Here is a 13,684-nt window from a genome sequence, read left to right as displayed (position 1 = left end):
ATGGTGAGAGTTTATGCCCCGGCTTCCAGCGCCAATATGAGCGTCGGGTTTGATGTGCTCGGAGCAGCGGTAACCCCGGTGGACGGTTCGCTGTTAGGCGATGTGGTATCCGTTGAGGCGGCTGACCATTTCAGCCTCAACAACCTCGGTCGCTTTGCCAATAAGCTGCCGCCTGAGCCGCGAGAAAATATTGTCTACCAGTGCTGGGAGCGATTCTGTCAGGAGCTGGGTAAAAGCGTTCCGGTGGCGATGACGCTGGAAAAAAATATGCCGATTGGCTCCGGGTTAGGCTCCAGCGCTTGTTCCGTTGTGGCGGCGCTGGTCGCGATGAACGAGCATTGCGGTAAACCGCTCAACGATACGCGCCTGTTGGCGATAATGGGTGAGCTGGAAGGGCGTATCTCCGGCAGTATTCATTACGATAACGTCGCCCCGTGCTTTTTGGGCGGCATGCAGTTAATGATCGAAGAAAACGGCATTATCAGCCAGCAGGTGCCAGGCTTTGATGAGTGGCTGTGGGTCCTCGCGTATCCGGGGATTAAAGTGTCGACGGCAGAAGCGCGGGCGATTTTACCTGCGCAGTATCGCCGCCAGGACTGTATCGCCCACGGGCGGCATCTGGCTGGGTTTATCCATGCCTGCTATTCCCGTCAGCCAGGGCTTGCCGCGAAGCTGATGAAAGATGTCATTGCTGAGCCGTACCGTACCCGCCTGCTGCCAGGCTTTAGCCAGGCGCGTCAGGCGGTAGCGGAAATCGGGGCGCTGGCCAGCGGTATCTCCGGTTCGGGGCCGACGCTGTTCGCTTTGTGCGACAAGCCGGATACGGCGCAGCGTGTAGCAGACTGGCTGGGTAAAAATTATCTGCAAAATCAGGAAGGCTTTGTTCATATTTGCCGGTTGGACACGGCGGGCGCACGGGTACTGGGATAATCAATGAAACTGTATAATCTGAAAGATCATAACGAACAGGTCAGCTTTGCACAGGCCGTCACGCAAGGGCTTGGCAAGAATCAGGGATTGTTTTTTCCGCACGATTTGCCGGAATTCAATCTGTCAGAAGTCGATGAGATGTTGAACCAGGATTTCGTTAGCCGCAGCGCGAAGATCCTTTCCGCATTTATCGGTGATGAAATCCCACAGGAGATTCTGGAACAGCGCGTGCGTGCGGCGTTTGCCTTCCCGGCACCGGTTGCTCAGGTTGCCGCGGATATCGGCTGTCTGGAGCTGTTCCACGGCCCAACGCTTGCATTTAAAGACTTTGGCGGGCGCTTTATGGCGCAGATGCTGACGCATATCAGCGGCGACAAACCGGTCACCATTCTGACGGCGACCTCTGGAGACACTGGTGCGGCAGTCGCACATGCCTTTTATGGTCTGAAAAATGTGCGCGTGGTGATCCTTTATCCGAACGGCAAGATTAGCCCATTACAGGAAAAACTGTTCTGTACACTGGGTGGCAATATTGAAACCGTGGCGATTGATGGCGATTTTGATGCCTGTCAGGCGCTGGTGAAACAGGCGTTTGATGACGAAGAGTTGAAGGTGGCTTTGGGGCTGAATTCGGCTAACTCAATCAACATTAGCCGTCTGCTGGCGCAAATCTGTTACTACTTTGAGGCCGTGGCTCAACTGCCGCAAGAGGCGCGTAATCAACTGGTTATTTCCGTTCCCAGCGGCAACTTTGGCGATCTGACTGCCGGGCTGCTGGCAAAATCACTGGGCTTGCCGGTGAAGCGTTTTATCGCGGCGACCAACGTCAACGATACGGTTCCACGCTTTCTTGCACAAGGTGAGTGGGCGCCGAAAGCGACACAGGCGACGTTGTCGAATGCGATGGATGTCAGCCAGCCAAATAACTGGCCGCGGGTGGAAGAACTGTTCCGCCGTAAAATCTGGCGTCTGAATGAGCTGGGTTATGCCGCTGTTGACGATGCCACTACTCAGGACACGATGCGTGAGCTGCATGAGATGGGGTACACCTCAGAACCGCATGCGGCGGTGGCTTACCGTGCGCTGCGTGACCAACTGAACCCTGGCGAGTACGGCCTGTTCCTCGGTACTGCGCATCCGGCCAAGTTTAAAGAAAGCGTTGAAGAGATTCTTGACCTGACGCTGGCTCTGCCAAAAGCGCTGGCGGAACGCGCGGACCTGCCGCTGCTTTCTCATCACCTGCCTGCTGATTTTGCTGAACTGCGCAAGCTGATGATGGCCCGCGGTTAACGGTTGTGCCCGCTGGCGCTTTGCTTAGCGGGCCTACAAAACCTGTCGGCCGGATCGGGCGTTCGCCGCCATCCGGCCTTTTTACTACTGCTCCTGGCGCTTAAACACCAGTTCGCCATTTCCTGACGCTTCTTCATCAAAGAAATAGCCTTCGCTGTTAAAGGCGGTCAGCTGTTCTGGCTGCGTTAAGCGGTTCTCAATAATGTAGCGACTCATCAGGCCGCGCGCTTTTTTGGCATAGAAGCTGATGACTTTGAACTTACCGTTCTTCTCGTCGAGGAAGACCGGTTTGATAAGCTCCGCATTGAGCTTTTTCGGCTTCACGGATTTAAAATACTCATCCGAGGCGAGGTTAATCACTACGCTGTCGCCTTGCGCTTCCAGCGCTTCGTTAAGTTTATCGGTGATGGTATCTCCCCAGAACTGGTAGAGATCTTTACCTTTCGAATTGGCCAGACGAATACCCATCTCCAGACGGTAAGGCTGCATCAAATCCAGCGGACGCAAAACGCCGTACAGCCCGGACAACATCCGTAAGTGTTGCTGAGCGAAGTCGAAATCCGCTTCGCTGAAGGTTTCAGCCTGCAGTCCGGTATACACGTCGCCTTTAAATGCCAGAATGGCCTGGCGCGCGTTTTCCGGCGTGAAGTCAGGCTGCCAGTCATGGAAACGCGTGGCGTTCAGATCCGCCAGCTTGTCGCTAATTCCCATCAGCTTGCCAATTTGCGGAGCAGAGAGTTGGCGCGCCACGTGAATAAGCTGCTGAGAGTGATCCAGCAGTTCGGGCAATGTATGACGTGTCGTTGCCAGCGGACTTTGGTAGTCGAGCGTTTTTGCAGGTGAAATCAGAATCAGCATATCCAGTCCTTGCAGGAAATTTACTGCGACTTTAGCAAAAAAAACGACAGAATTGATCGATGGTTGCGATTGCCGCGCTATCCGCGCGGCGTCTCATCCCAGCTTTCGGGCGCAAGTTGTTGTCTGATATCAGGATAACGGCGCGGATCGAATTCTGGGCGCACCCCGAGTTTGCGTTGGCGTAGATAGTCGCAGGCGATCGTCTGCACAACCGGTGAAAGCAGCAGAATCGCCGTCAGGTTAGTGATGGCCATACACGCCATAATGATGTCCGCCAACTGCCAGATCAGCGGAACGCTGACTAACGTTCCGCCGATAACGGTGCTAACGGTGGCGATCCGTAATAGCCAGACGACGCGGATATTGTCCAGCTTCAGGAAAACGAGGTTGTTTTCCGCATAGATATAGTTGGCCACGATAGAGCTAAAGGCAAACAGAATCACAATTAACGCCACGAATCCGGCACCCCATTCTCCCGTCACTGAAACCATCGCTTTCTGGAGTAACTGGATGCCTTCCATCGGTACATAGCTGGCGTCATTACCCGCCAACAGAACAATCATCGCGCTGGCCGTACAGAGAATCAGCGTATCAACTAATACTCCGATCATTTGCACAATGCCTTGTGCCGCAGGATGCGGAGGCCAGGATGCTGCTGACGCGGCCGCGTTCGGAGTTGATCCCATTCCGGCCTCATTAGAAAACATACCGCGTTGAAAGCCGCTGGCAATGGCCTGGCTTAGTGTATACCCGGCGGCACCGGCTGCGGCTTCCTGCCAGCCAAAGGCACTTTTTATAATGGTCATGATAATGCCGGGGAGCTGTCCGAAATGCCACAGACAGATGACGATGCTGCAACCGACCCACAACAGCGCCATCATCGGAACGAACCATTGCATCAGGCGGGCAACGCCTTTAATGCCGCCAATGATTGCCAATAATGACACTATTGCCAGTGCGATACCGGTAAAGAGGGGAGGGATATCAAAAGCAAAGGTCAGCGCATGAGAGACCGAATTTGCCTGAACGCTGTTAAAAATCAGACCATAAGCAATGAGTAAAAAGATGGCAAAAAGAACGCCCATCCAGCGCATGCCCAGCCCACGCTCCATATACCACGCAGGACCGCCGCGAAACTGTCCCTTGCTGTCGCGCTCTTTATACAGTTGGGCAAGAGAGCTCTCGGCAAATGACGTCGCCATACCAATGATCGCCGAGACCCACATCCAGAACACGGCTCCCGCGCCGCCAGCGGCAATCGCCAACGCCACGCCCGCCAGATTTCCGCTACCGATACGTGCGGCAAGACTGGTGCATAAAGCCTGAAAGGAAGTTAAACCGCCCGGCTGCGGGCTGATGCTGTTTTTAAGACTTTTGCCAAACTGGCGAATATAGCGAAACTGAATAAACCCTGTACGCCAGGTGAACCAACATCCTGCGCCAAGCAGGAGGTAGATCATCACCGATCCCCAGAGTATTTCATTAATAAATGAGAAAAAATCAGGCATTAACATCCCTCTTGTTGATGCCGGTAAGCGCGAATATTCCCGTGTAAGCGCTACCAATAATCGACCAGTATATACCTTATAGGGTGATTGATTGCGGGAGTTTATCATAACAATCGTTATATCCCTTAATTGCGCATCACAGGCTTAGCGATGCGTAATCAGGGCTGAGCGGCTGGTCGGACAATCCAGGCGGTTGCGCTGAGAGTGCGTCGTGCTATCATCAGGGAAGATCGGTTACATCCCCCTAACAAGCTGTTTAAAGAGAATCGCTATCATGACGGACAAATTGACCTCCCTTCGTCAGTTCACCACAGTAGTGGCCGACACCGGAGACATCGCGGCAATGAAGCTGTATCAGCCTCAGGATGCCACAACTAACCCTTCTCTCATTCTTAACGCAGCGCAGATCCCGGAATACCGCAAGCTGATTGATGACGCTGTAGCCTGGGCTAAGCAGCAGAGCAACGACCGTGCGCAGCAGGTCGTCGACGCGACCGACAAGCTGGCAGTAAATATCGGTCTGGAGATCCTGAAACTGGTCCCAGGTCGTATCTCCACTGAAGTTGACGCTCGTCTGTCCTACGACACCGACGCGTCCATCGCTAAAGCAAAACGCCTGATCAAAATGTACAACGATGCTGGCATCAGCAACGATCGCATCCTGATTAAACTGGCTTCAACCTGGCAGGGCATCCGTGCCGCTGAGCAGTTGGAAAAAGAAGGCATCAACTGTAACCTGACTCTGCTGTTCTCCTTCGCGCAGGCACGTGCATGTGCAGAAGCTGGCGTATATCTGATTTCTCCGTTCGTTGGCCGTATTCTTGACTGGTACAAAGCCAATACCGACAAGAAAGAGTATGCACCGGCAGAAGATCCGGGTGTGGTTTCCGTAACGGAAATTTACGAGTATTACAAACAGCACGGTTACGAAACCGTAGTTATGGGTGCGAGCTTCCGTAACATCGGCGAAATCATTGAGCTGGCAGGCTGCGATCGTCTGACGATTGCTCCGGCACTGCTGAAAGAACTGGCGGAAAGCGAAGGTGCTATCGAACGTAAACTGTCTTTCTCCGGCGAAGTGAAAGCGCGCCCTGCACGCATCACCGAAGCTGAGTTCCTGTGGCAGCATAACCAGGATCCGATGGCTGTAGACAAACTGGCGGACGGTATCCGTAAGTTTGCTGTAGACCAGGGTAAACTGGAAAAAATGATCGGCGATCTGCTGTAATCATTAGTGCGTGGCCCTGATATGGGTCACGCTACCTCTTCTGAAACCTGTCTGTCCTTCCCTTCGCAGTGTATCATTCTGTTTAACGAGACTGTTTAAACGGAATAATCATGAATACTTTACGCATTGGCCTGGTTTCCATTTCTGACCGTGCTTCCAGCGGCGTTTACCAGGATAAAGGTATCCCGGCCCTTGAAGAGTGGCTGGCGTCTGCCCTTACCACCCCTTTTGAGCTGCAAACGCGGTTGATCCCGGATGAACAGGCGATCATCGAACAGACCTTATGCGAGCTGGTAGACGAAATGAGTTGTCATCTGGTGCTGACTACCGGCGGAACGGGTCCGGCCCGTCGTGACGTAACGCCTGATGCGACGCTTGCCGTAGCCGACCGTCAGATGCCGGGCTTTGGTGAACAGATGCGCCAGATAAGCCTGCACTTTGTGCCAACGGCGATTCTTTCCCGTCAGGTTGGCGTGATTCGCAAGCAGGCGTTGATCCTGAATCTGCCTGGGCAGCCAAAATCGATCAAAGAGACGCTGGAAGGCGTGAAAGATGCCGACGGTAAGGTTATCGTGCCGGGTATTTTTGCAAGTGTACCGTATTGTATACAGCTATTGGATGGGCCGTATGTGGAAACCGCACCGACTGTTGTAGCATCTTTTCGTCCTAAAAATGCAATACGCGATACAAATGCCTGAAAGTAGCCCGATCGTGACATAAGTGCCAATGACAGTGGAGTATTGAATTGTTTACGATATAGTAATTTTTGCTTTACATATATCAACGAACAGATTCAATTACTTCACTGACTCATGGTTTGCTATGTCACAACACACTCGACCGCTGAATCGCCAGGATTATAAAACCCTTACGCTTGCTGCCCTTGGTGGTGCGCTTGAGTTTTATGATTTCATTATCTTTGTCTTCTTTGCCGCTGTTGTTGGCGAGCTCTTCTTCCCCGCAGACATCCCTGAATGGCTACGTCAGGTGCAAACCTTCGGCATTTTTGCCGCCGGATATCTGGCGCGTCCGCTGGGGGGCATCATCATGGCGCACTTTGGCGATCTGGTCGGGCGCAAGAAAATGTTCACCCTGAGCATTTTGCTGATGGCGATACCGACGCTGGCGATTGGTCTGTTGCCTACTTACGCCTCAATGGGGATCCTCGCGCCGCTGCTGTTACTTCTGATGCGTATTTTGCAAGGCGCAGCCATCGGCGGAGAAGTTCCGGGCGCGTGGGTGTTCGTGGCGGAGCATGTACCGGAGCGTCGCATCGGCATTGCCTGCGGAACGCTGACTGCCGGCCTGACGGTGGGAATTCTGCTGGGGTCGGTGGTTGCGACGCTGGTGAACACCAGCCTGACGCAGCAGGCGGTGCATGATTACGGCTGGCGTATTCCTTTCCTGCTGGGGGGCGTGTTTGGGCTGGTGGCGATGTACCTGCGTCGCTGGCTGCAGGAGACGCCCATATTTCTCGAAATGCAGCAGCGTAAAGCGTTGGCGCAAGAGCTACCGGTGAAGTCAGTGGTGAGCAAACATAAAAAAGCGGTGGTTATTTCAATGCTGCTGACCTGGCTGCTATCAGCGGGGATTGTGGTGGTGATCCTGATGTCACCAGTCTGGTTGCAGAAGCAGTATGGCTTTGCGCCGGCGCTAACGTTACAAGCCAACAGTGTCGCTACCATTATGCTGTGCGTCGGTTGCCTGCTGGCCGGGTTTATTGTTGACCGGGTCGGCGCCAGCAAAACCTTTATTGTCGGCAGCCTGCTGCTGGCCTGTTCAAGCTGGTTTTTCTATCACCTGACCGGCAGCCATCCCCAGCATTTGTTCCTGTTATACGGGCTGGTGGGGTTATGCGTTGGCGTGGTGGGGGCTGTGCCTTATGTGATGGTGCGGGCGTTTCCGGCGGAAGTCCGCTTTACCGGAATATCCTTTTCTTACAACGTGTCGTACGCCATTTTTGGTGGTCTGACGCCAATCGCCGTCACGATGTTAATGAGCGTGTCGCCAATGGCTCCGGCCTGGTATGTGCTGGCGTTATCGCTGGTAGGGCTAGGTTTGGGGATTTGGCTGCGACAGGATCTTTATCATCGCGATTCAAGCGTACAGGCAGAGTTACAGCGCTTGTAAGGAATATCCCCCCGCCAGGGGGGGATAGCATCAGATTAGTGCGCTTCACCAATCGGCAGGATGGTACGGCCAAACTGTTCGTTCAGCACTTCACCCATCGCCAGGTAAATGGCGCTTGCGCCACACACTAAGCCTACCCAGCCAGCAACGTGAATGATCGCTTCGTTACCCGCAATGTTGCCAACGGCCAGCAGGGCGAACAGCACAGTCAGGCTCAGGAACACGAACTGCAGCATGCGCGCCGCTTTCAGCGTACCGAAGAACATGAACAGAGTGAACACGCCCCACAGACCGAGGTAAGCGCCCAGGAACTGACTATTGGTTGCATCCGCCAGGCCCATTTTCGGCATCAGCAGGACCGCAACCAGCGTCAGCCAGAACGAACCGTAGGAGGTAAAGGCGGTTAAACCGAAGGTGTTGCCTTTTTTATATTCCAGCAGTCCGGCAAAAATTTGCGCGATACCGCCGTAGAAAATGCCCATCGCCAGAATAATAACGTCCAGAGCGAAGAAACCCGCGTTGTGCAGGTTAAGCAGAATGGTGGTCATGCCAAAGCCCATCAGGCCCAGCGGTGCCGGATTAGCCAACTTAGTGTTGCCCATAATTCCTCAAAATCATCATTGATTGAATGGTGAAATAGTTTCCCCGAATAACGATCGCTGTCTTCGGGGCGCGGCATGATAATCAGGGGAGAGGGCACTGTCTATGATCTAACGAAGGGAAAATGAATTATTTTCCCTGTGATGGGCATCACGCTTGCCAGTTACGGCGGTGCTGCTCAGCAGAAGGCCCATAAGCAGGCTGGCGGGAAGGGTTAACACAGATTTCATGGAGTTTCTCTTTGACGGCTGCAAAAGTGTGTGACTTCAGACCATATTACCGTCGTCATAAAAACGATTCATGCTCGTAATATTTTATTTTTATTACAATTTTTATGTGAATAACTTTCCTGGTTTAATTGTCTGTATGAATTAATTCTGGTTGGCGACTATTCATTTTTCTCTCTTTTTGCCTTTTTTCTGCGAATTTATTGCCCCAAGGCTAAAAAAATTTTTCATGCCCCCCTTGATGACGTGGGTTACGACCCCATCTTGTAGACAACCGCAGTGGTGAGTCTGAAAAAAAACGATTCAGGGTAGTTGAAACCGCACGTTTCGCCCTTATTACAGATTCACAACCACATGATGACCGAATTTTTAGTGGAGACGTTTAGATGGGTAAAATTATTGGTATCGACCTGGGTACTACCAACTCTTGTGTAGCGATTATGGATGGCACTACTGCACGTGTGCTGGAGAACGCCGAGGGCGATCGCACCACGCCTTCTGTCATTGCTTATACCCAGGATGGTGAAACTCTGGTTGGTCAGCCGGCTAAACGTCAGGCAGTGACAAACCCGCAAAACACCCTGTTTGCGATTAAACGCCTGATTGGCCGCCGCTTCCAGGACGAAGAAGTGCAGCGTGATGAAGCCATCATGCCGTACAAAATCATCGGTGCTGACAACGGTGATGCATGGATTGACGTAAAAGGTCAGAAAATGGCACCGCCGCAGATTTCTGCTGAAGTGCTGAAAAAAATGAAGAAAACGGCTGAAGATTACCTGGGTGAACCGGTAACTGAAGCAGTTATCACCGTACCTGCATATTTTAACGATGCTCAGCGTCAGGCAACCAAAGACGCCGGCCGTATCGCAGGTCTGGAAGTAAAACGTATCATCAACGAACCAACCGCAGCTGCACTGGCTTACGGTCTGGATAAAGAAGTCGGCAACCGTACTATCGCGGTTTATGACCTGGGTGGTGGTACTTTCGATATCTCTATTATCGAAATCGACGAAGTTGACGGTGAAAAAACCTTCGAAGTTCTGGCAACCAACGGTGATACCCACCTGGGTGGTGAAGACTTCGATAGCCGTATGATCAACTACCTGGTTGACGAATTTAAGAAAGATCAGGGTATCGACCTGCGTAACGACCCGCTGGCGATGCAGCGTCTGAAAGAAGCCGCTGAGAAAGCGAAGATCGAACTGTCTTCCGCTCAGCAGACCGACGTGAACCTGCCGTATATCACTGCAGACGCGACTGGTCCGAAACATATGAACATCAAGGTGACCCGTGCGAAACTGGAAAGCCTGGTTGAAGACCTGGTTAACCGTTCTATCGAGCCGCTGAAAGTTGCTCTGCAGGATGCTGGTCTGTCTGTTTCCGACGTTCAGGACGTTATCCTGGTCGGTGGTCAGACTCGTATGCCGATGGTACAGAAGAAAGTTGCTGAGTTCTTCGGTAAAGAGCCGCGTAAAGACGTTAACCCGGACGAAGCTGTGGCAATCGGTGCTGCCGTTCAGGGTGGTGTATTGACCGGTGATGTGAAAGACGTGCTGCTGCTGGACGTTACCCCGCTGTCTCTGGGTATCGAAACCATGGGTGGCGTGATGACTGCACTGATCGCGAAAAACACCACTATCCCGACCAAGCACAGCCAGGTGTTCTCTACTGCTGAAGACAACCAGTCTGCGGTAACCATCCATGTGCTGCAGGGTGAACGTAAACGTGCCGCTGATAACAAAGATCTGGGTCAATTTAACCTGGATGGCATCAGCCCGGCTCCGCGCGGTATGCCGCAGATCGAAGTTACTTTTGACATCGATGCCGACGGTATCCTGCACGTTTCCGCGAAAGACAAAAATAGCGGTAAAGAGCAGAAGATCACCATCAAGGCTTCTTCTGGTCTGAACGAAGAAGAAATTCAGAAAATGGTTCGTGAAGCAGAAGCGAACGCAGAATCTGACCGTAAGTTTGAAGAGCTGGTTCAGACCCGTAACCAGGGTGACCACCTGCTGCACAGCACTCGCAAGCAGGTTGAAGAAGCAGGCGACAAACTGCCGGCTGATGACAAAACTGCCATCGAGTCTGCACTGACCGCGCTGGAAACTTCTCTGAAAGGCGAAGACAAAGCGGATATCGAAGCGAAAATGCAGGCGCTGGCACAGGTTTCCCAGAAACTGATGGAAATCGCTCAGCAGCAGCACGCACAGCAGCAGGCTGGCGCAGCAGGTGCTGATGCTTCTGCAAACAACGCGAAAGATGACGACGTTGTCGACGCTGAGTTTGAAGAAGTGAAAGACAAAAAATAATCGCCCTTTGAACGGGTAATTACTGGCACGGGCGAAGAGGTTTCCTCTCCGCCCGTGCACGCATGTTAGGGGCAGATAAAAAGAGATGGCTAAGCAAGACTATTACGAGATTTTAGGCGTTTCCAAATCAGCGGAAGAGCGTGAAATCAAAAAGGCCTACAAGCGCCTGGCCATGAAATATCACCCGGACCGCAACCAGGGTGATAAAGAGGCCGAAGCCAAGTTTAAAGAGATCAAAGAAGCGTACGAGATCCTCACCGACGCGCAAAAACGTGCGGCTTATGATCAGTACGGCCATGCAGCGTTTGAGCAAGGCGGTATGGGCGGCGGCGGCGGTTTTGGCGGCGGGGCCGACTTCAGCGATATCTTTGGTGACGTGTTTGGCGATATCTTTGGCGGCGGTCGCGGTCGTCAGCGCGCCTCACGTGGTGCTGATTTACGTTACAACATGGATCTCACTCTGGAAGAAGCCGTGCGTGGCGTCACCAAAGAGATCCGTATTCCGACGCTGGAAGAGTGTGATGTTTGCCACGGCAGCGGTGCGAAGGCGGGCACGCAACCCCAGACCTGTCCAACCTGTCACGGTTCTGGTCAGGTGCAGATGCGTCAGGGCTTTTTTGCCGTACAGCAGACCTGTCCACACTGTCAGGGCCGCGGTACGTTGATTAAAGACCCGTGCAACAAATGCCATGGTCATGGCCGCGTTGAGAAGAGCAAAACGCTGTCCGTTAAGATCCCGGCTGGGGTTGATACTGGCGACCGTATTCGTTTAGCGGGTGAAGGTGAAGCCGGTGAACATGGCGCGCCAGCAGGCGATTTGTACGTTCAGGTGCAGGTAAAACAGCACCCAATTTTCGAACGTGAAGGCAATAACCTGTACTGCGAAGTGCCGATTAACTTTGCGATGGCAGCGCTGGGCGGCGAGATTGAAGTGCCGACGCTGGATGGTCGCGTGAAGTTAAAAATCCCGGGCGAAACGCAGACCGGCAAACTGTTCCGCATGCGTGGTAAAGGCGTTAAGTCAGTACGCGGCGGCGCACAGGGCGATCTGCTGTGCCGTGTGGTGGTTGAAACCCCGGTAGGCCTCAACGACAAGCAGAAGCAGTTGCTGAAAGATCTGCAGGACAGCTTTGGCGGCCCGACCGGCGAGCAGAACAGTCCGCGCTCTAAAAGCTTCTTCGACGGTGTGAAGAAATTTTTTGACGATTTGACGCGCTAATTCTCGACTCAATAATCTTTGATAAAAAGCCTGGGACTGAAAAGTTTCAGGCTTTTTTATTTCTGTTTTCCGTTCGGAAAATCCTGAACGACTTTATTTTAATAGCTCGTTAAAATCGATCTATTCATCATGAATAATCTAATTTTAACGAGCTTTCTGAAGGTGTAAGATAGTATTTACGAAGTATTCACCCAATAGAGAGAATAAAAGTGAAACATCTGCATCGTTTTTTTAGTAGTGACGCCTCGGGGGGCATCATTCTGATCATCGCTGCCGTGGTTGCTATGCTGATGGCAAATATCGGGGTTACCAGTGGATGGTACCACGCCTTTCTGGAAACGCCCGTTCAACTGCGGGTTGGCGCGCTTGAGATCAACAAAAATATGCTGCTGTGGATCAATGACGCGTTGATGGCGGTGTTCTTCCTGTTGATCGGTTTGGAAGTGAAGCGTGAGTTAATGCAAGGTTCGCTGGCCAGTCTGCGCCAGGCGGCGTTTCCGATCATTGCCGCTATCGGGGGCATGATTGTCCCGGCGCTGCTGTATCTGGCATTCAACTATGCTGACCCTATCACCCGTGAGGGGTGGGCGATCCCGGCGGCAACGGATATCGCTTTTGCATTAGGCGTGCTGGCGCTGTTGGGCAGCCGTGTCCCGCTGGCGTTGAAAATCTTCCTGATGGCGCTGGCGATAATCGATGACCTCGGCGCTATTGTGATCATCGCGTTGTTCTACACCAGCGATCTCTCGCTGCTGTCGCTGGGCGTTGCCGCGTGCGCGATCCTTGTCTTGGCAGCATTGAATCTGTGCGGTGTAAGACGTACCGGTATTTATATTCTGGTTGGCGTAGTGCTGTGGACGGCCGTACTGAAGTCTGGCGTGCATGCAACTCTGGCGGGCGTGATCGTCGGTTTCTTCATTCCGTTGAAGGAAAAACACGGGCGTTCACCGGCGAAGCGTCTGGAGCATGTTCTGCACCCGTGGGTGGCATACCTGATCCTACCGTTGTTTGCCTTCGCTAACGCGGGTGTCTCACTGCAGGGCGTCACCATTGATGGACTGACCTCGGTGTTACCGCTGGGGATCATTGCTGGCCTGTTAATCGGGAAACCACTGGGTATCAGCCTCTTTTGCTGGCTGGCGTTACGCTTCAGGATGGCGCAATTGCCGGAGGGAACGAATTTCCAGCAAATTATGGCGGTCGGCATTCTGTGCGGCATTGGCTTTACGATGTCGATTTTCATCGCCAGCCTGGCGTTTGGGACCGTCGATCCTGAGCTGATTAACTGGGCGAAACTGGGGATCCTGATCGGTTCTTTGCTGTCGGCGGTAATAGGTTACTGCTGGTTACGCACCCGGTTGAACGCAGCAGCCTGACGGGATAAC

General features: G+C 52.9%; 11 protein-coding genes. 8 read left to right on the top strand and 3 right to left on the bottom strand.

Translation table 11 applies throughout. The annotated features are described in order from the left end of the window. On the top strand, window positions 1–930 hold the full coding sequence (gene thrB / locus HV352_RS19950) for a homoserine kinase (RefSeq protein ID WP_016155645.1): 930 nt from the start codon (window positions 1–3) through the stop codon (window positions 928–930). A 3-nt stretch (window positions 931–933) separates the two neighbouring features. After that, window positions 934–2,220, top strand: a complete 1,287-nt coding sequence (thrC, locus tag HV352_RS19945; RefSeq protein WP_075847928.1) for a threonine synthase — start codon at window positions 934–936, stop codon at window positions 2,218–2,220. 84 nt (window positions 2,221–2,304) lie between these two features. Here the strand turns inward: thrC and yaaA are convergent, their stop codons facing one another. Beyond that, on the bottom strand, window positions 2,305–3,078 hold the full coding sequence (gene yaaA, locus HV352_RS19940; protein ID WP_075847930.1) for a peroxide stress protein YaaA: 774 nt from the start codon (window positions 3,076–3,078) through the stop codon (window positions 2,305–2,307). Window positions 3,079–3,155: 77 nt separating this feature from the next. Then, a complete protein-coding gene (locus HV352_RS19935; RefSeq protein WP_181635013.1) occupies window positions 3,156–4,586 on the bottom strand; it encodes a sodium:alanine symporter family protein in 1,431 nt (476 codons plus the stop codon). 274 nt (window positions 4,587–4,860) lie between these two features. On the opposite strand from HV352_RS19935, the gene tal reads away from it, so the two are divergent. The 3 genes from tal to HV352_RS19920 all read left to right on the top strand — a co-directional run bounded on the left by tal (window position 4,861) and on the right by HV352_RS19920 (window position 7,944). Beyond that, window positions 4,861–5,814, top strand: a complete 954-nt coding sequence (gene tal, locus HV352_RS19930) for a transaldolase (RefSeq protein ID WP_016151631.1) — start codon at window positions 4,861–4,863, stop codon at window positions 5,812–5,814. Window positions 5,815–5,924: 110 nt separating this feature from the next. Continuing rightward, a complete protein-coding gene (gene mog, locus HV352_RS19925; RefSeq protein ID WP_181635012.1) occupies window positions 5,925–6,512 on the top strand; it encodes a molybdopterin adenylyltransferase in 588 nt (195 codons plus the stop codon). 124 nt (window positions 6,513–6,636) lie between these two features. Beyond that, window positions 6,637–7,944, top strand: a complete 1,308-nt coding sequence (locus HV352_RS19920; protein WP_016151633.1) for an MFS transporter — start codon at window positions 6,637–6,639, stop codon at window positions 7,942–7,944. 35 nt (window positions 7,945–7,979) lie between these two features. Here the strand turns inward: HV352_RS19920 and satP are convergent, their stop codons facing one another. Further along, on the bottom strand, window positions 7,980–8,546 hold the full coding sequence (gene satP / locus HV352_RS19915) for an acetate uptake transporter (protein WP_181635011.1): 567 nt from the start codon (window positions 8,544–8,546) through the stop codon (window positions 7,980–7,982). A gap of 611 nt (window positions 8,547–9,157) precedes the next feature. Here satP and dnaK point away from each other — a divergent pair. From dnaK to nhaA, 3 genes are all read left to right on the top strand, one after another. Beyond that, window positions 9,158–11,080, top strand: coding sequence for a molecular chaperone DnaK (gene dnaK, locus HV352_RS19910; RefSeq protein WP_181635010.1), 1,923 nt, complete (start codon window positions 9,158–9,160; stop codon window positions 11,078–11,080). Between the two features lie 85 nt (window positions 11,081–11,165). Next, on the top strand, window positions 11,166–12,299 hold the full coding sequence (dnaJ, locus tag HV352_RS19905) for a molecular chaperone DnaJ (protein ID WP_008786151.1): 1,134 nt from the start codon (window positions 11,166–11,168) through the stop codon (window positions 12,297–12,299). Between the two features lie 209 nt (window positions 12,300–12,508). Beyond that, complete coding sequence (gene nhaA, locus HV352_RS19900; RefSeq protein ID WP_016151635.1) at window positions 12,509–13,675, top strand: Na+/H+ antiporter NhaA; 1,167 nt, start codon at window positions 12,509–12,511, stop codon at window positions 13,673–13,675. Window positions 13,676–13,684 lie beyond the last annotated feature (9 nt).

The sequence above is a fragment of the Citrobacter sp. RHBSTW-01044 genome (assembly GCF_013781945.1).
Lineage (GTDB): Bacteria > Pseudomonadota > Gammaproteobacteria > Enterobacterales > Enterobacteriaceae > Citrobacter > Citrobacter braakii.
Note: the sequence above shows the minus strand (reverse complement) of the source record. Positions and strands in the feature narration are given on the sequence as shown.